A 23,924-nucleotide genomic window follows, 5' to 3' on the forward strand; every position below is an offset into this window, starting at 1 on the left:
GTGGATAGGTCAGGTTGTGGATGGGGCGGGGCGGGTTGCGCGAGCGGACAGGATTGTCATGGTCATGGCTGCCAGAAAGGGTAATGATTGCAAGAACAGCATCGCCATCCAGAATCCCAGGTCTGCGTCGACGGTGTCTTTCCTGACGCATAGCATTACGATCAGAGTCCACCATAACAAGACCGTGCCCAGTTCTCTCACTACGTCGAGTATGGCCTGCCTTGTCTGGTTTCCAGCGGTCTGCTTGGGCGTTCGATAGAATGGCAATCCTGATGTGAACAAGCCTGACAGTACTGCCTTACCTATAATAGGGGCTAGCGACAGGCCCGCGAGCGTCGCTCCCAAGGCGTTTTTGATGTCAGTGCTAGAGAGTCGCTGATAAAGGACAAGCATTTTAAAGACACCGACGACGAACATCAGCAGTAACGAAAATGAAAAAATCCATGGCACGGGCTCGAGTGTGTCGGGTCGAATAATCATCGCCATCGACCACAGAATCATTGCTGCAGCCAGAAAGTAACTCACTCCTCCTGCCATCCACGGTAACCAGCCCGCGACAAAGTGATAGCGCTGCATGGGTTTCAAGGATTTGCAGGTTCCTGCTACCAGGCTTCCAATATTTCGCTTGAATATCTGGGTTACGCCATACGCCCAGCGATAGCGCTGTTTCTTGAAATCCATGAACGTATCGGGGCTCAGCCCCTTGCCATAGCCGATGGCGGCATAGCCGGTGGAAAAACCGTTTTCCAGTATTCGCAGTCCAAGTTCGGTATCCTCACAGACGCTCCACTCTGCCCAGCGCAGCCGCTGCAGTACCGAGTTGCGAATCAGGGCCATGGTGCCGTGTTGAGTGATTGAGTTGTGGTCGTTGCGGATGACCATGCCAATAGTGAAAAAAATTCGATACTCGGCCTGGCAGCAACGTTTGAACAGGCTCTCGTCACCATCACTGAAGTCCTGCGGTACTTGAATGACTGCTATCTCCGGATTCAAAAAGTGCGGCACCATGTGTTTGAGCCAATGCCTGTGCACGCAGTAGTCGGCATCGATGGTCGCAACGACTTCAGCATCCTTAGCCGTGTAGTCCAGCAGGTAGTTCAGAGCGCCGGCCTTGAATCCGCTGAGGGGATTGACATGAAAGAACCGGAAGCGAGGCCCCAGTTGCTGACAGTACTGTTCAACGGGCTCCCAGACTTCCGGGTCTTGCGTGTTGTTATCGATGATCAGCACTTCAAAGTCCGGGTAGTCCAGCCTTTGCAGTGCGTCGAGGGTCTGCTTCACCATGTCCGGAGGTTCGTTGTAGCATGGCACATGTATGGAAACCTTGGGCCACGGACCAGGATAAGCCGGTATTGGCGGAAAGGAGCGCGGATTTTCCGGTCCCCAGTACGACTCCAGGTACTCAAAAACTTTTATTCCTAACCCGCCCATTAAACTGGCGGCCCATACCATGACGACCGGCAAAGCCACCCACCTGGGTAGCGGTTGCGTGAAATTCATGCCGATCCATACCAGCACGCCATAGGCCACGGCGAAAATTACCGCTGTTGTTCGCCAGGAGTCAGGCCGCAAACCGGCTATTACTCTCGGGATTTCCGACTGCCAACTGGCGCGTGTTTTCACAGGACCCTTCAGTTGCAGCTTCATCTTGCGCTGTGCATCAAACAGGCCCCAGTGCGGCCCTGGCAAACCTTCCGAGGTTTTCCACGGCTGATCGAACGCTTCCATGACAAAGTAGTCGTGGCCGTGCTGTTCGAGCAGAGCGAGCTGATGACGCAGATAAATCGACTGTTCTGCACGATACGTTGTTATACGCCTTCTGAAGTTGCCTTTGCCGGGCCAGCCAACTTCGGAAATGATCAGCGGTTTGTCGGGAAACATCAGCTTCAGTTCGTCAGCCCGCGCAAGTACTCGTGCGCTTGCTTCGGTCACCGGCACAGCCTCTTTGAACGGCAGTATATGAGCGGCTATGAAGTCTGCATGTTCGGCCAGTTCAGGCGTCTCGTGCCATTGCTTCCATCCTTCCGAGGTCGACACCGGAACATCGACATAGCGTCGTGCAGTGTTCATATAGGCAATCAGTTGATCGACGGTGACATCGTTGCGCAGCAGTGCTTCATGCCCGATGAGTAAGCGCTGAACGCTGGAGAATCGATTGGCCAGGTCTACGCCGGTCAGCAAGTCCCGGTCATTATGTTTCTCGTCCCAGGTGATCCATACGCCCAGTGTGACGCTCATGCCCAATGTCTCGGCGATCTCGGGAATACAGGCCAGCGTACCCTCCACTGAATAGGTTCTTATGTGCCGGGTAAAAGGCCGGATCAGCAGCAGGTCTTCGGTGATTTGCTCGCGGGTCGGATAGAGGTGCGTGTACGGACTCTGCCCGGGACGAAAAGGGCTGTATGAGACACCCGGGATATTTTCAGGCCAGTCCGGAACCTCGCTGGCCATTGTTGTTAATGAATGGGCTGGCCATATGTATCCCTTGGATAGATTGTCATCCATGTCTGCAATGTGCTCCATGCTTGTGCGCCGGTGCCGCGAGTTCCCTTCGCGTTGATTAACCTTAGTCGTCCTCGTTCATTGCCGTTTGCAATGCTTAGACTCTTTTCCTCGGGCGTTTCCAAAAACGGAATGGCGTTTAAGCAGTGGGCGTTGATTGCGTTCTAAAATCATTATTTTTTACTTCCCTTGAGTCTCTGGGGCAACTCGTCAACGGACAATGACCTTGCCCGCCGGGAACAAGTCAGGTGTCTTGTCGTCGACAAACCCCTATAATGCGCGCCGGTTTTTGAGGTATTGGTCATGAGTGCAGAAGATCCACGGTTCGCTGGCATCGCCCGTCTATATGGCGTCGAGGGGCTGGCACGCCTGCGCGGGGCTCATGTGGCCGTGGTGGGTATCGGCGGCGTGGGCTCCTGGGCGGCGGAAGCGATGGCGCGCAGTGGCGTGGGCGAGATTTCGCTTTTCGACATGGACGATGTCTGTGTCAGTAACAGCAACCGCCAGTTGCATGCACTGGACAGCACGGTCGGTCGGCCGAAGGTCGAGGTGATGGCCGAGCGTATCCGCGCGATCAACCCCGATTGCATTGTCCACGCCGTGGCTGATTTCGTAACCCGCGACACCATGGCCGAGTGCATTACCCCGGACATGGACTTCGTGATCGACTGTATCGACAGCGTCAACGCCAAGGCTGCGCTGATTTCATGGTGCAAACGACGCAAGATTCAGATGGTCACCACCGGCGGGGCGGGCGGGCAGATCGACCCGACGTTGATTCAGATCGCCGACCTCAACCGCACCTTCAACGACCCGCTGGCCTCCAAGGTGCGCTCGACCCTGCGTCGGGATTATGGTTTTTCACGCACGCCGAACCGTCACTACAGCGTGCCTTGCGTGTTTTCCACTGAACAACTGCGCTACCCCAAGCCGGATGGCAGCATTTGTCTGGAAAAGAAATTCGTCGGCGAGGGCGTAAAGCTCGATTGCGCCGGTGGTTTCGGTGCCGTGATGATGGTGACCGCGACCTTTGGCATGATTGCCGCCACCCGTGCGGTGGACAAACTGGTAGCGGGCACGCGACGGCCTTCGGAGCGGATCAAGCCAGCGCTTGTAACACCCGATCAGGCTTGAGTCAGCTGACGCATCTTCTGCAGTACGGCATTGAGGCCGTTGCTGCGCGAGGGTGATAGCTGGCGGGCGAGGCCCAACTGATTGAACCAGTCAGGTAAATCCACGGCTGCCAGCTCTTGTTCCGAAAGGCCGTTGACACGCGCCAGCAGCAGCGCCACCAGGCCGCGTATCAGTCGCGCGTCGCTGCCGGCCCGAAACAGCCAGGCGTTGTCGCTGACTGCGCCGGTCAGCCAGACCTTGCTTTCACAACCGTGTACCAGATTGTCGTCGGTCCTTTCTTCGTCACTCAGCGGCGCAAGTTGATCACCCCAGTGCATCAGCAGGCGTGCGCGCTGTTCCCAGCCTTGCGGCCGGGAAAAACTGTCGAGCGCAGTTTGCGCCAAGGGCGGCAGGCTCATCGAAGCAGCTCCAGTGCCTGATCCAGTGCGCTGAAGAACTGCAGCAGATCGTCCGAATCGTTGTACAGCGCCAGTGACACGCGAATCGCGCCGGGCAGGCCAAGGGTCTTGAACAGCGGCATCGCGCAGTGATGGCCGGCGCGCACGGCAATGCCCTGCTCGGTCAGCAGGTGGGCCACATCAGCATTGTGAACGCCATCGACGACGAAGCTGACCAGTGCCAGATCCGGCGAGCCCAGGACCTGAATGCCGTCCCGCTGCTGCAGGCCCTCGAGCAGGCGACGGTGCAGTCTGGCTTCATGCTCTGCAATTGCCTGATGGTCGAGACTGTCCAGGTAACTCAGGGTAGCGCCCAGACCGATCACACTGGCAATGGGCGGGGTGCCCGCCTCGAAACCCAGTGGGGCCGGACGAAATTTCGCGTGTTGATAATCGGCCGTCAGCACCATCTCGCCGCCGAACTGCCAATGCGCGAGGCTGGGCAGCGCTTCGTTGCGTCCGTAAAGCACGCCGAGTCCTTCCGGGCCATACAGTTTGTGGCTGGAAAACACATAAAAATCGCAGCCCAGCGCCTGTACATCATGGCGTCCGTGCACCACGCCCTGCGAGCCGTCCACGACGGTGAGCGCGCCTTGGGTCTTGGCCAGTGCGATGAGGCGGGCGAGGGGTTGCCAGGTGCCGAGCACGTTGGAGAGCTGGGTGACTGCGAGCAGGCGCGTGCGCGGTCCGATCAGGTTGGCTGCCGCGTCGCAGTCGATCACGCCATCGATGTCCAGCGGCAGAACCACCAGTTTCAGGCCGCGTCGCTGAGCCAGTTGCTGCCATGGCAGCAGATTGGCGTGATGCTCCAGCGCGCTGATGGCGATTTCGTCGCCCGCCGCGAATTCATGTTCCAGCCCGTAGGCCAGCAGGTTCAGCGCAGACGTTGCGCCGTGGGTGAAGATGATCTGGCCGTTCTCGCCGGCATTCAGCCAGTGAGCGACCTTGCCACGGCTGGACTCGAACGCTTGAGTGGCGTGCGCGCCGGGCAGATGCTGGGCACGATGCACATTGGCGGCACCGTTGGCGTAGTAATGAGTCAGGGCGTCGATAAGCGCCTGAGGCTTTTGCGTCGTGGCGGCGTTGTCCAGATAGGTCTGGCCTTGCCGTTGCAGAGCGGCGATGGCGGGGAAGTCGCCGCGCCAGGGAGAGAAGAGGGGCATTGTTCGTCCAGCGTGTGCAGGCGGGTTCAAAGCCGTCAGCCTTGAACCCGCACACAGCATCAGTTATGAGCGTGCAGTGCTTCGTTCAGCTCGACGGCCGACTTGTGGGTTTTGCATTCCACTGCGCCGGTCTGAGAGTTGCGACGGAACAACAGGTCGGTCTGACCCGCCAGCTCGCGGGCCTTGACGATCTTGACCAGCTCATTGTTTTCGTCGAGCAGCGCGACCTTGGTACCTGCGGTCACGTACAGGCCCGACTCTACGGTGTTGCGATCACCCAGCGGGATGCCGATGCCGGCGTTGGCACCGATCAGGCAGCCTTCACCGACCTTGATGATGATGTTGCCACCACCGGACAGCGTGCCCATGGTCGAGCAGCCGCCGCCCAGATCCGAGCCCTTGCCGACGAATACGCCAGCGGAAACGCGGCCTTCGATCATGCCCGGGCCTTCGGTGCCGCCATTGAAGTTGACGAAGCCTTCGTGCATGACGGTCGTGCCTTCGCCGATATAGGCGCCCAGACGCACGCGAGCGCTGTCAGCGATACGAACGCCGCTCGGCACGACGTAATCGGTCATTTTCGGGAATTTGTCGACCGAGAATACTTCCAGCAGCTCGCCCTTGAGGCGTGCTTCGAGTTGACGCTCGGCCAGCTCGACCAGATCGACCGCGCCCTGGCTGGTCCAGGCCACGTTTGGCAGCAGAGGGAAGATGCCTGCCAGGTTCAGACCGTGCGGCTTGACCAGGCGGTGCGAAAGCAGATGCAGCTTGAGGTACGCCTCGGGAGTCGACGTCAGTGTGGCGTCTTCGGCCAGCAGGGTCGCGACCAGCGGCTTCTGGCTTTCGGCCAGACGAGTCAGCAGTGCGGCTTGAGTCGCGTCCACGGATTTGGCCGCTTCGGCCAGCTTGTAGGCCATGTCGACATTGAAGGTGATTGCCTGGTTGCCGCCGGTGTAACCCAGAACCGGTGCGATAGCCGCGACCAGTTCCGCAGAAGGATTGATCAGAGGCTGAGCATAAAATACTTCAAGCCATGCGCCTTGACGATTTTGGGTGCCGACGCCGAAGGCCAGGCTGAACAGGGTGGTGGACATGTAAATACCTCGTGGCTTTATCAAGGGGCTTTCAGTAGCGCTCTGGCTTACTGTAAAGCCGCTGCATACAGGTCAGGCTTGAAGCCGATCAGGGTTTTATCGCCCAGATCAAGCACTGGACGCTTGATCATGGACGGCTGCGCGAGCATCAGTTCTATGGCTTTCGCCTGGTCGAGATCGGCCTTTTGTCCGTCTTCGAGCTTGCGAAAGGTCGTGCCTGCGCGGTTTAGCACAACCTGCCATCCGTGTTCATTGCACCACTGCTCGAGGTGCTCACGGTCGATGCCCTGGGTCTTGTAGTCGTGAAATTCGTAGCTCGCCGAATGCTCGTCGAGCCAGGTACGAGCCTTCTTCATCGTGTCGCAGGCTTTGATGCCAAATAGAGTGTAAGTCATTGTTTAAGGTGGGGTGGCTGATCTTGCTCGATACTCCCCACGTCTTCTCCTCGCAATTCAGCCGGCTATTATGCCACGTCAGTCCGTTCAGTGTCGTGACAGCGCCAGTACGGTTACTGAACGGAAATTAGATAATAAGGATAACCATCATTAAGAAAACTTCACCCGCTCCTGCTTGAGTCGCTGGCTGCTGCGGGCAATTATTACCCGTCATTTGAAGTTTGGGTGCGTTATGTCTGAGCAAGAGAAGAAGCGTCAGGAAGCGCTTGTCCGGCAGCGTTATTACAGGGAGCGTCAACGTGCCGAGGGATTCAAGCAAAGTACCCTCTGGATTCACGGTGAAGCCGAAGCCCAGGGCCGGCTGGCTGCCCGCGAAGGAAAGCCGTTGCTGCCCATGCAGTCTCATGATCCGGTCAGTTGGGCGGTCGGCTGGGTGGCTGAAAAACTGCGAACCCGAGAGTAGTCAGCACTTTTTTCGGGCGGCCACGCCACACGTTGAAAACGTATGGCGCGCTGTTGATTGCCGCACGATCAACACGTGCCCGGACGCTCTCCGTCAGGGCGTTTCAAATTTCGAGTTGCCACGGTCCGCATAGATAGCGCCCATCACGGCGATGTCATTGCTGCTGAGCGTCTTGCCCACATTGATGATCTCGAAGTCGCCGAGGGTCAGGCCGTTGGGGATATCGAAATGCATGATCGAGTCACGGTCGTAAGCCGAGTGGTGGAAGTCGGCGGCCTCGTACCTGTCGAAAAAATTGCTATTGATCTCTTCTTCACTTAATCCGGTTTGCGAAAGCAGTGAGCGCACCAGCGGTTCGTTCCAGGGGATGTTTGCCTGCGGATGCTGATGCTCGTGAACCGCACCGAGCGCGTGTCCGAATTCATGCAGCACGATGCGCGTCAGGTCCGGCATGGGTTTCAGATCCGCCGTGTACAGTTCTTTGAGGTTGAACTCCATGGTCGACTCATCAGGCTCGGCCAGCAGGGTGTCGGTGCCTATGGCGCTCCAGTTCAAATGTTCATTGAAGCCAATTCGGATATCGCTCGCTCCGTCCGTCACGAACTCGAATTTCAGGTTTATGTGCGGCAGCCATTTGCTTGCCGCTTCTACGATGGGCGCTGTGAGGGTGGCTGGAGGGTTCTTGAGGAAAAGAACTTTCAGGGTTCGCCCGCGAGCCCAGTATTTGCTGAACGAAACCAGCAGGCGCGCCTGGTGCCTTGACTGGCCGGTGTTGTTGCCGGTTTCCGATTGGTAAGCAGGGGTGGTTTCCGCGTTGGCGGGGTTTTCGCGAATCGCCGCTTCATACGAAGCCTGGTGATTTCCAGCGCTGCGCATGCAGCAGGATGCGGGCAGTTTTAAGCCTTTGGGAGCAGTGGATGCGGGCATGAGATTGGCCTTCATGGTTGTTCGCTTCGTGTCTGGAAGCATGAAAAATGAAGGTTGAGAGTACGTTCACGCACCGTGCGGGAGGTGGTAACTAATTACCCCGCCGCACATTGCATGCGGCGGGGCGATCTTTTTGGGTTTGGCTTTTACTTGCTCAGGAAGGCGCGGATACGTTCGGCCGCTTCTACGCATTCGGCCAACGGTGCCACCAGCGCCAGGCGCACCCGGCCTGCGCCAGGGTTGACGCCATCCACTTCGCGCGAAAGGTACGAGCCCGGTACTGCGGTGACGTGCTGATCGACGAACAGATCGCGGCAAAATGCAGCGTCATCGGTGCCAACATTCGGCCACAGGTAAAAGCCGCCGTCCGGGCGCTGAACGTCGAGCACCGGACTCAGGATGTCGAGCACCGCAGCGAACTTCTCGCGGTACAGATCACGGTTGGCGCGTACGTGCTCCTCATCATTCCAGGCCGCGATGCTGGCCAGTTGAGTCTGAACCGGCATGGCGCAGCCGTGATAAGTCCGATACAGCAGGAAAGCCTTGAGGATCTCCGCGTCACCCGCCACAAAACCGGAGCGCAGGCCCGGCAGGTTGGAGCGCTTGGACAGGCTGTGGAAGACCACGCAGCGCTTGAAATCCTTGCGGCCCAGCTCGACGCAGGCGCTGAGCAGGCCCGGCGGCGGGGCTTGTTCGTCGAAGTACAGCTCGCTGTAGCACTCGTCCGCAGCAATGACGAAGTCATGTTCGTCAGCCAGGGCAATGAGCTTTTTCAGGGTTTCAACCGGAATCAGTGCCCCGGTCGGGTTGCCCGGCGAGCACAGAAAGAGGATCTGGCAACGCTTCCAGATGTCCGGGCTGACCGCATCGAAATCGGGATTGAAACCGTTCTCGCTCAGGCATGGCAGGTAGTGTGGCTGGGCTCCGGCCAGAAACGCAGCGCCTTCATAGATCTGGTAGAACGGATTCGGGCTGATCACCAGGCCGTCATCGCTGCGATTGACCACGGTCTGGGTGAAGGCGAACAGCGCTTCGCGCGTGCCGTTGACCGGTAGTACATTGCGCGCCGGATCGATCCAGCCCTGTGGTACGCCGAATCGACGGCTGCACCAGCCGGCAATGGCTTCGCGCAGTGCCGGAATACCCAGCGTGGTCGGGTAAACCGCCATCTGATCGAGATTGTCGGCCAGCGCCTTGGCGACGAAATCGGGGGAGCGGTGCTTCGGCTCGCCAATCGACAGCGCTACCGGACGCTTTTCCGGATTGGGCGTTACGCCGGCCAGCAAGGCGCGCAGCTTCTCGAAAGGGTAAGGCTGAAGCAGTTGCATGGCGTTATTCATGGAACGTGTTCCTCAATGAGCTGCGTTGAGTCGATTCGTAGGAGCGAATGTTCATATGCTGATCCGCAAATCGCCGCCTTGCTCTGAGTTGACACTCAGTTGCTTGACGATTGCATCCTGCAACTGGCGGCACAATTGTGGATCGGACAGCGGGTGATTGTTGGCGTCGGTGATGAAGAACACGTCTTCCACGCGTTCGCCCAGCGTTGCAATCTTGGCGTTCTGCAGGGACAGGTCGAACTCCAGGAAGATCTTGCCGACGCGCGCCAGCAGGCCGGGACGATCCGGTGCCAGCAACTCGAGTACCGTCACTGGGCGCTGGGCGTCGTTGTGGATAGTGACTTGCGGGGCGAAGGCAAAATGCTTGAGCTGACGCGGCACGCGGCGCTTGATGATTGTCGGGTAATCATCCGGGTTGCGCAGGGCTTCGGTCAGGCCTTCGCGGATGTCCTGAATGCGCTCCGGATTGTTGCCGATCGAACCACCCTCATGGTCGAGGACGATGTAGGTGTCGAGTGTGAATTTGCTGCTGGAAGTGATAATGCGCGCGTCGTGAATGTTCAGGTTCAACTGGTCCATCGCCGCCACGGTAACCGCGAAGAAGTCATGCTGATCCGGGGCGTAAATGAAGATCTGTGTCCCGCCCTCGAATTCACGCTGCGTGGTCTCCTTGATCAGCACCAGCGGACCGCCGTCGGCCGGTTGCTGCAGGATTGCATCGCTATGCCAGGCCACGTCGCCTGCGGTGTGACGCAGGAAGTAATCGTCGCCCAGTGCTGACCAGAGTTGCTCGACATCATCAGGATCGGTGCCGTTGCGTACCAGAATATCCAGCGCGGCAGTCTGTGTGCGACGAATCTGTTCTTCGCGGTCGACCGGGTTTTCCAGGCCGCGGCGCAAGGCCCGCTTGGTCTCGGTGTACAGCTGGCGCAGCAGGCTGGCGCGCCACGAGTTCCAGAGCGTCGGGTTGGTCGCATTGATGTCGGCGACGGTCAGCACATACAGGTAATCCAGATGCACTTCGTCGCCCACGAACTGGGCAAAGTCGTGAATGACCTGCGGGTCGGAGAGATCCTTGCGCTGGGCGGTGGTCGACATCACCAGGTGGTTGCTCACCAGCCAGACGATGAGCCGGGTGTCCCAGGCAGGCAGATGATGGCGCGTACCGAAGGCCTGCGCGTCGATGGCGCCGAGCTCCGAGTGATCACCGCCACGACCCTTGCCGATGTCGTGATAAAGCCCGGCCAGATAGATCAGCTCCGGCTTGGGCAGGCGCCCCATGATCTTGCTGGCCAGCGGGAATTTCTCGGACACCTCGGTGTACTGCAGCTTGCGCAGGTGCTTGATCAGATTCAGAGTGTGCGCGTCGACCGTATAGATGTGAAACAGGTCATGCTGCATCTGGCCGACGATATGGCCGAACTCCGGCAGGTACAGGCCGAGAATGCCGTAGCGGTTCATCCGGCGCAGGTTGCGGTGAATGCCTATTTCGCACTTGAACAGCTCGATGAACAGGCTGGTGTTGCGAATATCGTTGCGGAACTCGTCGTTGATCAGGTGCCGATGTTCACGCAGCAGGCGAATGGTGTCGGCGCGTACTCCCTTTATCTCCGGGTGCTGGGCCATGAGCACGAAGATTTCGATCATGGCGAACGGGGTGCGCTTGAAGACGTTCGGATGAGTAGCTTCTATATAACCGTCGTGCAGCTGAAAGCGTGAATTGATTGGCTGTGCTGTACCGCTGTCGTCGGAAAGAATCACTTCTTCGAAATGCTGGATGATCAGATCGCTGAGTTCGGCGATGCTCATGACCACTCGGTAGTACTTCTGCATGAAGCGCTCTATGGCCAGCTTGGCATCGTTGTCTTCATAGCCCAGCAACCCGGCGATGCGCACCTGATAATCGAACAGAAGCCGGTCCTCGGAGCGTCCGGCCAGCATGTGCAGCGCATAACGCACTTTCCACAAAAACTCCTGGGAGGAGGCGAGCAGGGCGTTTTCGCTGCCCAGCAGGAAGCCTTCGCCTGCCAGTGCGTGCAGATTCAGCGTGCCATACTGACGCCGCGCAACCCAGAGGATGGTCTGAATATCGCGCAGGCCGCCCGGAGAACCCTTGACGTTGGGTTCCAGGTTGTATTCGGTGTCGTTGTACTTGTGATGGCGTTTTTTCTGCTCAGCGTGCTTGGCGAGGAAGAACTCCTTGCTCGGCCACATATACTCGGTGCTGGTGACTTCCAGCATGCGCTGGCGCAGGCGTTCGGGGCCGGCGATGGTGCGGCTTTCCATCAGATTGGTGATCACGGTCAGGTCGGCGCGGCCTTCCTGTGCGCATTCGTTGACCGAGCGTACGCTCTGTCCGACTTCCAGGCCGATGTCCCATAGCAGCGTCAGAAACCGCTCGATGGGTTCACGGAAAACTTCGTGGTCGTCGCTGTCCAGCAGGATCAGCAGATCGATGTCCGAGTAAGGATGCAGCTCGCCGCGCCCGTAGCCACCCACTGCCAGAAGCGCGATGTCGGCGTCTTCACTCCATTCGAACTGATCCCAGGCCTTTTGCAGGATGTTATCGACAAACCATGCCCGGTCCTCGATCAGTCGTCGAATGTCACGGCCCGACCTGAAGCGCTCATCAAGGACGTCTCTCGCCCGGCGGATGGCCTTCTTGAACGCAGCGATGGGGCTGGCTTTCAAGGCCAGTTCGGCCTGGAACTGGCCACGATCGAACAAGTCTGGATCTACTTGCGGCATTGAACAGTATTCCTCGTGTCGGGCTGTGCAAGTGACGGGCGGGCGTTCAGCCGGGGATGATCGGGTCAGGGAGCCTTTTGGGCAATGGTGTCATCGCTGCGCAAGGTGAAGATTTCGTAACCGTCAGCGGTCACCAGCAGCGTGTGCTCCCATTGCGCCGAGAGCTTGCGGTCCTTGGTGATCGCCGTCCAGCCATCGCCGAGAATCTTGGTTTCAGGGCGGCCCTGGTTGATCATCGGTTCGATGGTGAAGGTCATGCCTTCCTGCAGCTCGATACCGGTTCCGGCCTCGCCAAAGTGCATGACCTGTGGCTCTTCATGAAACACCTTGCCGATGCCATGACCGCAGAACTCGCGAACCACGGAGAAGCCGTTCTTTTCGGCGTGTTTCTGGATGACGGCACCGATGTCACCCAGGCGAGTGCCGGGTTTGACGATTTCGATGGCCTTGTACAGGCACTCCTGAGTCACCTTCGACAGGCGCTCGGCCCATACCGGAACGGTGCCGACATGGAACATCCGGCTGGTGTCGCCATGGTAGCCGTCCTTGATGACGGTGACGTCGATGTTCAGCGAGTCACCGTCCTTCAGCTTCTTGTCGCTCGGGATGCCGTGGCAGACCACCTGGTTGATCGAGGTGCAGATCGACTTGGGGAAGCCCTTGTAGTTCAGCGGGGCCGGGATCGCTTTCTGTTCGTTGACGATATAGTCGTGGCAGAGGCGGTCCAGCTCTTCGGTGGTCACACCAGGCTTGACGTGCGGCGCGATCATTTCCAGAACATCGGCGGCCAGGCGACCGGCGACGCGCATCTTTTCGATGTCTTCCGGGGTTTTGAGGGTGATGGTCATACGAATTCTCTCGGCGTGGCAGGCACGCGGTGGGTGCGCAAAGGCGCAATTCTATCAGACCGCCGGTGCCGGGTAATCATCGCTTCCTTCTATAGGCTGTCCATGCAGCTGCAAAGTCACCGCAAAACAAGCACTTGATGGGAGTTCCGTTCTCTTCCCTTTTATGATATAAAATGCGCCGCTTTCCAAGGTCCGTCCTTGAAGCACAAACCCACACACGTGTCGACACGATGACCTGGGTGCCCTTGGCAGATGCCATTGGTTGGTCATTGGGATACGTGGAGGCCTAACCCGACTTATCAAGGAACTATTTATGTCCCAAGTCAATATGCGCGATATGCTGAAGGCTGGTTGCCACTTCGGTCACCAGACCCGTTACTGGAATCCGAAAATGGGTAAATACATTTTCGGCGCGCGTAACAAGATTCACATCATCAACCTTGAAAAAACCCTGCCTATGTTCAACGAAGCGCTGACTTTCGTTGAGCGCCTGGCTTCGGGCAAAAACAAGATTCTGTTCGTCGGCACCAAGCGTTCCGCTGGCAAGATCGTTGCTGAAGAAGCAGCACGTTGCGGTTCGCCGTACGTCGACCATCGCTGGTTGGGCGGCATGCTGACCAACTTCAAGACCATCCGTCAGTCGATCAAACGTCTGCGCGAGCTGGAAGTACAGGCTGAAGACGGTACTTTCGCCAAGCTGACCAAGAAAGAAGCCCTGATGCGCACCCGTGATCTGGAAAAACTGGATCGCAGCCTGGGTGGTATCAAGGACATGGGCGGTTTGCCGGACGCTCTGTTCGTCATCGACGTTGATCACGAGCGCATCGCGATCACCGAAGCCAACAAGCTGGGCATCCCGGTTATCGGCGTCGTCGATACCAACAGCAGCCCGGAAGGCGTTGACTACATCATCCCGGGCAACGATGACGCAATCCGCGCCATCCAGCTGTACATGGGTTCGATGGCTGATGCTGTTATCCGTGGTCGTAACAATGTTGCTGGCGGCACCGACGTTTTCGTCGAAGAAGCTCCAGCTGCAGCTGCTGTAGAAGGCTGAGTACAAACGCCTGGCGTTTACTCAGTACGCGAAAAGGGGGCTTAGCCCCCTTTTTGCCACCTAGGAAATGATTTGTCGGTCTGTAACCATGACCTCGCTGTCATGTGTTGCTGCCACCCTGATTTTTCAAGAATTGCACGCCCGGCCTGCCGGGTGGAATGGTTGAAGACCTATCCAAGAGGATTTTGAAATGGCAGAGATTACTGCAGCGTTGGTCAAAGAACTGCGCGAGCGTACCGGCGAAGGCATGATGGATTGCAAAAAGGCCTTGACCAAGGCTGGCGGCGACATCGAAAAAGCAATCGACGATATGCGTGCTTCCGGCGCCATCAAGGCCGCCAAGAAAGCAGGTAACGTGGCTGCTGAAGGCGCTATCGCCATCAAGGACGACGGTAAAGCCGCTGTCATCATCGAAGTCAACTCGCAGACCGACTTCCTGGCTCTGCAAGACGACTTCAAGGCTTTCGTTGCTGCAAGCGTCGAAAAAGCCTTCGCTGACAAGCTGACTGATGTCGCTCCGTTGATCGAAGCTCAGGAAGCTGCACGTCTGGTACTGGTCGGCAAGGTTGGCGAAAACGTCAACATCCGTCGCCTGAAGCGTATCGAAGGTGACGTGGTAGGTACTTACCTGCACGGCAACAAGATCGGCGTGGTTGTTACCCTCAAGGGTGGCGACGTCGAGCTGGCCAAAGATATCGCCATGCACGTAGCGGCAAGCAACCCCGAGTTCCTGTTCCCTTCGGAAGTGTCTGCCGAAGCGATCGAGCGCGAGAAGAATGTCTTCCTGCAGCTGAACGAAGACAAGATCAAAGGCAAGCCTGCTGAGATCGTTGAAAAAATGGTTGGCGGTCGTATCACCAAGTTCCTGGCAGAAGCCAGCCTGGTCGAGCAAGCCTTCGTCAAGAACCCGGAAGTCAAGGTCGGTGATCTGGCCAAGAAAGCCGGCGCTGAAATCGTTTCCTTCACCTACTTTAAGGTAGGCGACGGCATCGAGAAGCCAGTTGATAACTTCGCTGACGAAGTGGCTGCTCAGCTGGCTGCCGCGAAGCAGTAAGACGGTTTTTCAACTGTCGCCCCAAAGAGGCTGCCCGCTTACGCGTGCGGCCTCTTTGTCGAAAGAGGAAAGGAAATTTTCCTTGGAGATTGTGCTCACAAGGCTGCATTCTCCCGACGCGCGCAAAGCGTCAAGCTAAAGTAAGCGCAGGCTTGAAATAGCCCGCACAGATTTTTTTCAGAAAACGCCGCAGGAGAGATTCGCAATGGCTCAGCAGGGCAGTGGTTATCAGGCTCGCTATAAACGCATTCTACTCAAGCTTAGCGGTGAGGCCCTCATGGGCTCGGAAGAGTTCGGCATCGATCCTAAGGTGCTGGATCGCATGGCGCTGGAAGTCGGCCAGCTGGTCGGTATCGGCGTTCAGGTCGGTCTGGTGATTGGCGGCGGCAACCTGTTCCGCGGCGCGGCCTTGAGTGCTGCGGGCATGGATCGGGTGACAGGCGATCACATGGGCATGCTGGCCACTGTGATGAACGCCCTGGCAATGCGCGATGCGCTGGAGCGCGCTAATATCACCGCCATCGTGATGTCGGCCATTTCCATGGTGGGTGTGACCGATCATTATGATCGCCGCAAGGCCATGCGCCATCTCAGCGCCAAGGAAGTGGTGATTTTTGCTGCCGGTACCGGTAATCCGTTCTTTACCACCGACTCGGCTGCCTGCCTGCGTGCAATCGAGATCGACGCCGATGTAGTGCTCAAGGCCACCAAGGTGGACGGTGTTTACACCGCTGATCCGTTCAAGGACCCGAATGCCGAGAAGTTCGATCATCTGACCTACGATGAAGTGCTGGATCGCAAGCTGGGTGTGATGGATCTGACCGCAATCTGCCTGTGTCGCGATCACAAGATGCCATTGCGCGTCTTCAACATGAACAAGCCGGGTGCTCTTCTGAATATCGTCCATGGTGGCGCCGAAGGGACCCTGATCGAGGAAGCACAATAATGATCAACGAAATCAAGAAAGATGCTCAGACCCGCATGCAGAAGAGCCTGGAGTCGCTGACCCATGCCTTCACCCGTATCCGTACCGGCAAGGCGCATCCAAGCATTCTGGGTGGTGTCATGGTTCCTTACTACGGTGCCGATACCCCGCTGAGCCAGGTTGCCAACGTGACCGTCAAGGACTCGCGTACCCTTCAGGTCGTGGCGTTCGAGCGCAATATGCTGGCCGCTGTCGACAAGGCCATCCAGAGCTCCGGTCTGGGCTTCAACCCGACCAACCTGGGTGAGTTGCTGCTGATCTCCATGCCGGCGCTGACCGAAGAAACCCGCAAGGGCTTCACCAAGCAGGCGCGTGATGCCGCAGAAGATGCCCGTGTGGCCGTCCGTAACATTCGCCGTGACGCCTTGAGCCAGTTGAAAGACTTGGTCAAGGAGAAGGAAATCAGCGAAGACGAAGAGCGCCGTGCGGCTGACGACGTACAGAAGCTGACTGACAAGTTCGTGGCGGAAATCGAAGTTTCGGTCAAGCAGAAAGAAGCCGATCTGATGGCTGTTTAAGGTTTCGGACGCTTTCATGGAAAAGATAAAACCGGCCGTGCCGTCTTCGGTGCCGCGCCATGTCGCGATTATCATGGATGGTAATAATCGCTGGGCGAAGAAACGCCTGCTGCCAGGCGTTGCAGGCCATAAGGCGGGTGTAGATGCCGTGCGGGCCGTTATCGAGGTCTGCGCCGAAGCCCGGGTCGAAGTGCTGACACTGTTCGCGTTCTCCAGTGAAAACTGGCAGCGCCCGGCCGAAGAGGTTGGTGCGCTGATGGAGCTGTTTTTCACGGCGTTGCGCCGTGAAACCAAGCGCCTGAACGAGAATGAGATCAGCCTGCGGATCATCGGCGACCGCTCGCGCTTTCATCCTGAGCTTCAGGCTGCCATGCGCGAGGCGGAAGTGCGCACCTCTGGCAACAGCCGCTTCGTGCTGCAGATCGCTGCCAACTACGGTGGGCAGTGGGATATCGCGCAGGCCGCCCAGCGGCTGGCGCGTGAGGTTCAGGCCGGACACCTGCAGCCTGAGGACATTACTCCCCAGTTGTTGCAGACCTGCCTGGCCACCGGCGACCTGCCGTTGCCGGATCTGTGCATCCGCACCGGCGGTGAGCACCGCATCAGCAACTTCCTGCTTTGGCAGCTGGCCTACGCCGAGCTGTACTTCTCCGACCTGTTCTGGCCGGACTTCAAACACGATGCCATGCGCGCTGCGCTGGCAGATTTCGCTTCTCGCCAACGTCGCTTCGGTAAAACCAGCGAACAGGTAGAAGCTGGAGCCCGGGCTTAATGCTGAAACAACGGATCATCACGGCACTCATTCTGTTGCCGATCGCCTTGTGCGGGTTTTTCCTGCTGACCGGCATGTACTTCGCCCTGTTCATCGGGGTCGTCGTCGTTCTGGGTGCCTGGGAATGGGCGCGGCTCGCAGGTTTTGCCGCGCAGTCGATGCGTATCGGTTATGCGGCTGTGGTCGCTGTTCTGCTATTCCTCATGTACCTGCTGCCGGGGCTGGAGCCCTGGGTGCTGGTTGCCGCCGTCATCTGGTGGGGTGTTGCGACCTTTCTGGTCCTTACCTATCCGGACTCGAGCAGCCACTGGGCGAGTGCAGCGTGCAAGCTGGTCATCGGGCTTCTGATTCTGCTGCCTGCATGGCAGGGGCTGGTCCTGATCAAGCAATGGCCGTTGGGTAACTGGCTGATTCTGTCGGTGATGGTGCTGGTCTGGGCCGCCGACATCGGTGCTTATTTCTCCGGCAAGGCTTTTGGCAAGCGCAAGCTGGCGCCCAAGGTGAGCCCTGGCAAGAGCTGGGAGGGCGTATATGGCGGTCTGGTGGTCAGTCTGGGCATCACGGCAGCAGTTGGCTTTTACCGCGACTGGACGGTTGCGCAGTTCATCGCGGCGCTGTTTGGCGCTGCGGTGATCGTATTCATTTCGGTGATTGGCGACCTGACCGAAAGCATGTTCAAGCGCCAGTCCGGGGTCAAGGACAGCAGCAATCTGCTGCCTGGACACGGCGGGGTGCTGGACCGTATCGACAGCCTGACGGCGGCCATTCCGGTATTTGCCGTTCTGCTCTGGGCCGCTGACTGGGGTGTCATGTGAGTGGGCCGCAACAAATCACCATTCTGGGTGCAACCGGTTCCATCGGGCTGAGCACTCTGGATGTGGTCGCCCGTCATCCAGCGCTTTATCAGGTGTTCGCGCTCACCGGCTTCAGCCGCCTGGACGAATTGCTGGCCCTGTGCATCCGGCATACGCCGCAGTACGCCGTAGTGCCTGACCAGGTGGTCGCCCGCAAGCTGCAGGATGACCTCGCGGCGGCCGGGCTCGATACCCGGGTACTGGTCGGCGAAGGCGGTCTGTGCGAAGTAGCTGCGGACCCTCGGGTAGACGCAGTCATGGCCGCCATTGTCGGAGCTGCCGGGTTGCGTCCGACGCTGGCTGCGGTGGAGGCGGGCAAGAAGGTATTGCTGGCCAACAAGGAAGCGCTGGTCATGTCTGGCGCCTTGTTCATGCAGGCCGTTCGGCAAAGTGGCGCTGTGCTGTTGCCGATCGACAGTGAGCACAATGCGATCTTCCAGTGCCTGCCCGGCGACTTCGCTCGCGGGCTGGGTGCCGTCGGTGTGCGGCGGATCATGTTGACTGCCTCGGGCGGGCCGTTTCGCGAAACGCCGCTGGAGCAGTTGCACAATGTCACGCCTGAGCAGGCCTGTGCCCATCCGGTCTGGTCGATGGGGCGCAAGATCTCCGTCGATTCGGCAACCATGATGAACAAGGGGCTGGAGCTGATCGAAGCCTGCTGGCTGTTCGATGCGCGCCCGGATCAGGTCGAGGTGGTCATTCACCCGCAAAGCGTGATCCACTCGCTGGTCGATTACGTCGATGGCTCGGTGCTGGCTCAATTGGGCAATCCCGACATGCGTACGCCCATCGCCAATGCGCTGGCATGGCCTGCACGTGTAGACTCTGGCGTTGCGCCACTGGACCTGTTTCGTATCGGTCAGCTTGATTTTCAGGCGCCGGACGAAGCACGATTCCCTTGCCTGCGGCTGGCCCGACAGGCGGCAGAGGCTGGAGGCAGTGCGCCTGCCATGCTCAACGCGGCCAATGAAGTGGCCGTTGCTGCATTCCTCGACGGGCGTATCCGCTACCTGGAAATCGCCGGTATTATCGAGGAGGTTCTGGATCATGAGCCTGTCACCGCGGTCGAAGGACTCGATGCGGTGTTCGCCGCCGATGCGAAAGCGCGTTTGCTGGCGGGGCAATGGCTTGAAAGAAACGGGCGCTAGCGATCTGACAACCCGACAAGATGTGAGTGAAAGGGTTGATGTGGTGCGTCAAGGGCGGGCCTGGAGGTCTGCAATGATTAACACACTGGCCGACCAGTCGGTACCCGGAGAAGGCTGATGAGCGCTTTATACATGATTCTCGGCACCCTGATTGCGTTGGGCGTGCTGGTGACCTTCCACGAATTCGGCCACTTTTGGGTGGCTCGTCGCTGTGGCGTCAAAGTGCTGCGTTTTTCAGTAGGCTTCGGCACGCCTCTTCTGCGCTGGCATGACCGTCAGGGCACCGAGTACGTCGTCGCTGCCATTCCTCTGGGCGGCTATGTGAAAATGCTCGACGAGCGCGAAGGCAATGTGCCGCCCGAGCTCGCCGATCAGTCGTTCAACCGCAAGACGGTAGGCCAGCGCATCGCGATCGTGATCGCCGGCCCGACAGCCAATTTCCTCCTTGCCATCGCATTTTTCTGGGTGCTGGCGATGATGGGCAGCGAGCAGGTGCGCCCGGTGATCGGCGCAGTCGAGTCCGGAAGTATCGCTCAACAGGCAGGCCTGACGGCCGGACAGGAAATCGTCGCTGTCGATGGCGAGCCTACCTCTGGGTGGTCCGGGGTCAACCTGCAGCTGGTCCGTCGTCTGGGTGAAAGCGGTACCATCGCTTTCAAGGTCAGGGATCAGGGGTCTACGGTCGACACATCTCGTGAGCTGGTACTCAATGACTGGCTGAGGGGCGCAGAAGAGCCTGATCCGATAAAATCGCTGGGTATTCGCCCGTGGCGTCCGGCGCTACTGCCGGTGCTGGCAGAAATCGATCCGAAAGGTCCGGCGCAGAGCGCAGGACTTAAATCGGGTGATCGTCTTGTTTCGATGGACGGTCAGCCGCTCGATGAGTGGCAACAGGTTGTCGATCGGGTGCGCGAGCGCCCCGAAGCGAAGATTTCGCTGCGCATCGAGCGTGATGGCGTGCAAATGGACGTGCCGGTGACCCTGGCGGCCAAAGGCGAGGGCAAGGCTGCCGCGGGTTACCTGGGTGCTGGTGTGAAAGCTGTCGATTGGCCACCGGAAATGCTGCGCGAGGTCAGCTACGGGCCTTTCGCGGCGATGGCCGAGGGCGTGAAGCGCACCTGGAACATGAGTGTGCTGACCCTGGACTCGCTGAAGAAAATGTTGTTCGGCGAGCTCTCGGTAAAAAACTTGAGTGGACCGATAACCATTGCTAAAGTGGCGGGCGCTTCGGCCCAGTCGGGCATCGGAGATTTTCTGAACTTCCTCGCTTATCTGAGTATTAGCCTGGGTGTTCTGAATCTGCTGCCCATTCCCGTCCTGGACGGGGGGCATTTGCTGTTTTATCTGATCGAGTGGGCGCGTGGTCGTCCCCTTTCGGAAAAGGTTCAAGGTTGGGGGGCGCAGATCGGTATCAGTCTGGTAGTGGGCGTAATGTTGCTCGCGCTGGTCAACGATCTGGGCCGACTGTAAAGCGTTGCCGAGTTGCGAATCTGCCGCATTTTGCGGCAGTTTGTTTATTGCCAGTTGGAATAAGAAAGGACTTCATGAAACGTCTGCTGCTAACTGCGGTTCTTTCCGCACTGATGATCGCTGAAGTTCACGCCGAGTCCTTCACCATCTCCGATATCCGTGTCAACGGCCTGCAGCGGGTTTCCGCCGGCAGTGTCTTTGGTGCATTGCCGCTGAACGTAGGCGAGCAGGCGGACGATGGTCGTTTGGTCGATGCTACCCGTTCGCTGTTTAAAACCGGTTTCTTTCAAGATATCCAGCTGGGTCGCGACGGCAACGTGCTCGTCATCAACGTCGTCGAGCGCCCTTCGGTTGCGAGTATCGAAATCGAGGGTAACAAGGCCATTTCCACCGAGGACCTGATGAAGGGGCTGAAACAGTCCGGTCTGGCCGAAGGTGAGATTTTCCAGCGTGCCACCCTCGAAGGCGTGCGTAACGAGCTGCAACGTCAATACGTTGCCCAGGGCCGTTACTCTGCCGAGGTTGACGCCGAGGTTGTTCCTCAGCCGCGCAACCGCGTAGGCCTGAAGATCAACATCAATGAAGGCACCGTAGCCTCCATTCAGCACATCAACGTGGTGGGCAACAAGGTCTTCTCCGACGAAGACCTGACCGACCTGTTCGAGCTCAAGACCAGCAACTGGCTGTCGTTCTTCAAGAATGACGACAAGTACGCCCGTGAAAAGCTGTCGGGTGACCTTGAGCGTCTGCGTTCGTACTACCTCGATCGCGGCTATATCAACATGGATATCGCCTCGACTCAGGTCTCGATCACGCCTGACAAGAAGAACGTGTACATCACGGTCAACATCAACGAAGGCGAGAAGTACAGCGTCAAGTCGGTCAAGCTCAGCGGTGACCTGAAGGTCCCTGAAGACCAGGTCAAATCCCTGTTGCTGGTGCAGCCGGGCCAGGTCTTCTCGCGCAAGGTCATGACCACGACGTCCGAACTGATCACCCGCCGTCTGGGTAACGAAGGCTATACCTTCGCCAACGTCAATGGCGTGCCGACACCGAACAACGAAGACCACACGGTCGATATCACCTTCGTCGTCGATCCGGGCAAGCGTGCCTACGTCAACCGTATCAACTATCGCGGCAACACCAAGTCGGAAGACGAAGTGCTGCGTCGCGAAATGCGCCAGATGGAAGGCGGCTGGGCATCGACCTACCTGATCGACCAGTCGAAAACCCGTCTGGACCGTTTGGGCTTCTTCAAGGAAGTCAACGTCGAAACGCCACCTGTTCCTGGCACCGACGATCAGGTCGATGTGAACTACGCCGTTGAAGAGCAGGCGTCCGGTTCGATCACCGCAAGCGTGGGCTTTGCGCAAAGCGCCGGTCTGATCCTTGGTGGTTCGATCAGCCAGAACAACTTCCTGGGTACCGGTAACAAGGTCAGCATCGGCCTGACCCGCAGCGAATACCAGAGCCGTTACAACTTCAGCTACGTCGATCCGTACTACACGCCGGACGGTGTCAGCCTGGGTTACAGCGCGTTCTATCGCACCACCAACTACGATGACCTCGACGTTGATGTTGCAAGCTATGCGGTTGACAGCCTGGGTGCCGGTATCAACCTTGGCTACCCGATCAGCGAGACCTCGCGCCTGACCTACGGCCTGACCGTGCAGCAGGACGAAATCAAGACCGGCAAGTACACCGTTGACGAGATTTTTGACTTCGTCGAGAAGGAAGGCGACAAGTACCTGAACTTCAAGGGCTCGGTTGGCTGGTCTGAGTCGACCCTGAACAAGGGTGTATTGGCGACCCGTGGTCACTCGCAAAGCTTGGTGTTTGAATCCACCTTGCCGGGTAGCGACCTGTCGTTCTTCAAACTGGATTACCGTGCTCAGTACTTCCACCCGATCACCGACAACTACACCCTGCGTCTGCACACCGAGCTGGGTTATGGTGACGGATACGGTTCGACCTCGGGTCTGCCGTTCTACGAGAACTACTATGCGGGCGGTTTCAACTCGGTACGTGGCTTCAAGGACAGCACCCTTGGTCCGCGCAGTACGCCAAGCCGCGGAGAGGGCAATCCAGGTGGCAAGCCTGGAACGATAGCCGATCCGGACCAGGATCCACTGCCGTTCGGTGGCAACGCCCTGGTTCAGGGTGGCATAGAAGTCATGTTCCCGCTGCCATTCGTCAAGGATCAGCGCTCGCTGCGTACGTCTGTGTTCTGGGACGTGGGTAACGTGTTCGACACCAATTGTGACTCGAAAAAGACCACTGCCAGCAACAAGACCGTAGAGTGCAACAACATCGACCTTTCCGGCATGGCCAGCTCTGTGGGTATCGGCGTCACCTGGATCACCGCACTCGGCCCGCTGAGCTTCGCTCTGGCGATGCCGATCAAGAAGCCGGACGACGAAGCCGAAACGCAGGTTTTCCAATTCTCCCTGGGTCAGACCTTCTAAGCGTCTGATCTTTGATAACGCAACGAATTTTGTAGGAGTTGTATTGTGCGTAAGTTGACTCAACTGGTAATGCTGGCAACCGTACTGGTCGCAAGCCCTGCATTCGCCGACATGAAAATTGCGGTACTGAACTATCAGATGGCCTTGCTGGAATCGGACGCTGCCAAGCGTTACGCAGTGGACGCCGAGAAGAAATTCGGCCCGCAACTGACCAAGCTGAAAAGCCTGGAAAGCAGCGCCAAGGGCATTCAGGATCGTCTGGTCAGCGGTGGCGACAAGATGGCTCAGCCTGAGCGCGAGCGTCTGGAGCTTGAGTTCAAGCAAAAGGCCCGTGATTTCCAGTTCCAGTCCAAGGAACTGAACGAAGCCAAGGCCGTTGCTGACCGCGAAATGCTCAAGCAGTTGAAGCCGAAGCTGGATCAGGCTGTAGAAGAAGTCATCAAGAAAGGTGGTTTCGATCTGGTTTTCGAGCGCGGTGCGGTGATCGACGTCAAGCCACAGTATGACGTGACTCGCCAGGTCATCGAGCGCATGAACCAGCTGAAGTAAC

21 protein-coding genes are annotated in these 23,924 nt (G+C 58.3%); 12 read left to right on the forward strand and 9 right to left on the reverse strand.

Features of this window, described 5'->3' with window-relative positions:
* Positions 1-9: 9 nt before the first annotated feature.
* Positions 10-2,523 carry a glycosyltransferase gene (locus GE543_RS06190; RefSeq protein ID WP_178118550.1) on the reverse strand — a complete coding sequence of 838 codons (2,514 nt, stop codon included), beginning with the start codon at positions 2,521-2,523 and terminating at the stop codon, positions 10-12.
* A gap of 282 nt (positions 2,524-2,805) precedes the next feature.
* Between GE543_RS06190 and tcdA the strand changes: the two genes are divergently transcribed.
* Positions 2,806-3,636: a tRNA cyclic N6-threonylcarbamoyladenosine(37) synthase TcdA gene (gene tcdA / locus GE543_RS06195; protein WP_103688380.1), complete on the forward strand. Its 831-nt coding sequence runs from the start codon at positions 2,806-2,808 to the stop codon at positions 3,634-3,636.
* Here tcdA and GE543_RS06200 read toward each other — a convergent pair.
* From GE543_RS06200 to GE543_RS06215, 4 genes are read right to left on the reverse strand one after another with little or no spacing between them, the layout of a single operon-like run.
* The gene (locus tag GE543_RS06200) at positions 3,627-4,034 is read right to left on the reverse strand and encodes a SufE family protein (RefSeq protein WP_153221013.1); all 408 of its coding nucleotides are present in this window, start codon (positions 4,032-4,034) and stop codon (positions 3,627-3,629) included. The two genes, tcdA and GE543_RS06200, sit on opposite strands and share 10 nt — an antisense overlap.
* Positions 4,031-5,236 (reverse strand): aminotransferase class V-fold PLP-dependent enzyme, encoded by a 1,206-nt coding sequence (locus GE543_RS06205; protein ID WP_153221014.1) that lies wholly within the window; start codon positions 5,234-5,236, stop codon positions 4,031-4,033. Before GE543_RS06205 ends, GE543_RS06200 begins: the two co-directional genes overlap by 4 nt.
* A 59-nt stretch (positions 5,237-5,295) precedes the next feature.
* On the reverse strand, positions 5,296-6,330 hold the full coding sequence (gene dapD, locus GE543_RS06210; RefSeq protein ID WP_003391105.1) for a 2,3,4,5-tetrahydropyridine-2,6-dicarboxylate N-succinyltransferase: 1,035 nt from the start codon (positions 6,328-6,330) through the stop codon (positions 5,296-5,298).
* Between the two features lie 47 nt (positions 6,331-6,377).
* The gene (locus GE543_RS06215) at positions 6,378-6,725 is read right to left on the reverse strand and encodes an ArsC family reductase (protein WP_003314287.1); all 348 of its coding nucleotides are present in this window, start codon (positions 6,723-6,725) and stop codon (positions 6,378-6,380) included.
* Positions 6,726-6,957: 232 nt separating this feature from the next.
* On the opposite strand from GE543_RS06215, the gene GE543_RS27070 reads away from it, so the two are divergent.
* Positions 6,958-7,188 (forward strand): hypothetical protein, encoded by a 231-nt coding sequence (locus tag GE543_RS27070; protein WP_003314288.1) that lies wholly within the window; start codon positions 6,958-6,960, stop codon positions 7,186-7,188.
* A gap of 93 nt (positions 7,189-7,281) precedes the next feature.
* On the opposite strand, the gene GE543_RS06225 is transcribed toward GE543_RS27070, so the two are convergent.
* The 4 genes from GE543_RS06225 to map form a co-directional block, all read right to left on the reverse strand.
* The gene (locus GE543_RS06225; protein WP_046270740.1) at positions 7,282-8,130 is read right to left on the reverse strand and encodes a matrixin family metalloprotease; all 849 of its coding nucleotides are present in this window, start codon (positions 8,128-8,130) and stop codon (positions 7,282-7,284) included.
* Positions 8,131-8,261: 131 nt separating this feature from the next.
* On the reverse strand, positions 8,262-9,455 hold the full coding sequence (dapC, locus tag GE543_RS06230; protein WP_103688377.1) for a succinyldiaminopimelate transaminase: 1,194 nt from the start codon (positions 9,453-9,455) through the stop codon (positions 8,262-8,264).
* A gap of 51 nt (positions 9,456-9,506) precedes the next feature.
* The gene (locus tag GE543_RS06235; RefSeq protein ID WP_046236718.1) at positions 9,507-12,203 is read right to left on the reverse strand and encodes a [protein-PII] uridylyltransferase; all 2,697 of its coding nucleotides are present in this window, start codon (positions 12,201-12,203) and stop codon (positions 9,507-9,509) included.
* Positions 12,204-12,268: 65 nt separating this feature from the next.
* Entirely contained in the window at positions 12,269-13,051 is a 783-nt protein-coding gene (gene map / locus GE543_RS06240; RefSeq protein WP_153221015.1) for a type I methionyl aminopeptidase, read from the reverse strand.
* A gap of 313 nt (positions 13,052-13,364) precedes the next feature.
* Between map and rpsB the strand changes: the two genes are divergently transcribed.
* The 10 genes from rpsB (at position 13,365) to GE543_RS06290 (ending at position 23,923) form a co-directional block, all read left to right on the forward strand.
* Entirely contained in the window at positions 13,365-14,108 is a 744-nt protein-coding gene (rpsB, locus tag GE543_RS06245; protein WP_003314293.1) for a 30S ribosomal protein S2, read from the forward strand.
* Between the two features lie 190 nt (positions 14,109-14,298).
* Positions 14,299-15,162, forward strand: a complete 864-nt coding sequence (gene tsf / locus GE543_RS06250; protein WP_003415531.1) for a translation elongation factor Ts — start codon at positions 14,299-14,301, stop codon at positions 15,160-15,162.
* A 205-nt stretch (positions 15,163-15,367) separates the two neighbouring features.
* Positions 15,368-16,108, forward strand: a complete 741-nt coding sequence (gene pyrH / locus GE543_RS06255) for a UMP kinase (protein WP_003339591.1) — start codon at positions 15,368-15,370, stop codon at positions 16,106-16,108.
* Positions 16,108-16,665: a ribosome recycling factor gene (gene frr, locus GE543_RS06260; protein WP_046236719.1), complete on the forward strand. Its 558-nt coding sequence runs from the start codon at positions 16,108-16,110 to the stop codon at positions 16,663-16,665. Before pyrH ends, frr begins: the two co-directional genes overlap by 1 nt.
* A gap of 16 nt (positions 16,666-16,681) precedes the next feature.
* Positions 16,682-17,437, forward strand: coding sequence for a polyprenyl diphosphate synthase (uppS, locus tag GE543_RS06265; RefSeq protein WP_003314296.1), 756 nt, complete (start codon positions 16,682-16,684; stop codon positions 17,435-17,437).
* Positions 17,437-18,252 carry a phosphatidate cytidylyltransferase gene (locus tag GE543_RS06270; protein WP_046236720.1) on the forward strand — a complete coding sequence of 272 codons (816 nt, stop codon included), beginning with the start codon at positions 17,437-17,439 and terminating at the stop codon, positions 18,250-18,252. The genes uppS and GE543_RS06270 overlap by 1 nt, the downstream gene beginning before the upstream one ends.
* Entirely contained in the window at positions 18,249-19,439 is a 1,191-nt protein-coding gene (gene ispC, locus GE543_RS06275; protein WP_371927102.1) for a 1-deoxy-D-xylulose-5-phosphate reductoisomerase, read from the forward strand. The genes GE543_RS06270 and ispC overlap by 4 nt, the downstream gene beginning before the upstream one ends.
* 117 nt (positions 19,440-19,556) lie before the next feature.
* On the forward strand, positions 19,557-20,909 hold the full coding sequence (rseP, locus tag GE543_RS06280) for a sigma E protease regulator RseP (RefSeq protein ID WP_032698093.1): 1,353 nt from the start codon (positions 19,557-19,559) through the stop codon (positions 20,907-20,909).
* 74 nt (positions 20,910-20,983) lie between these two features.
* Positions 20,984-23,374, forward strand: a complete 2,391-nt coding sequence (gene bamA, locus GE543_RS06285) for an outer membrane protein assembly factor BamA (protein WP_153221017.1) — start codon at positions 20,984-20,986, stop codon at positions 23,372-23,374.
* Between the two features lie 45 nt (positions 23,375-23,419).
* Positions 23,420-23,923: an OmpH family outer membrane protein gene (locus tag GE543_RS06290; protein ID WP_003314303.1), complete on the forward strand. Its 504-nt coding sequence runs from the start codon at positions 23,420-23,422 to the stop codon at positions 23,921-23,923.
* Position 23,924 lies beyond the last annotated feature (1 nt).

Origin of the sequence: Pseudomonas sp. SZ57, assembly GCF_009495975.1 — a bacterium.
GTDB lineage: Bacteria > Pseudomonadota > Gammaproteobacteria > Pseudomonadales > Pseudomonadaceae > Aquipseudomonas > Aquipseudomonas syringae.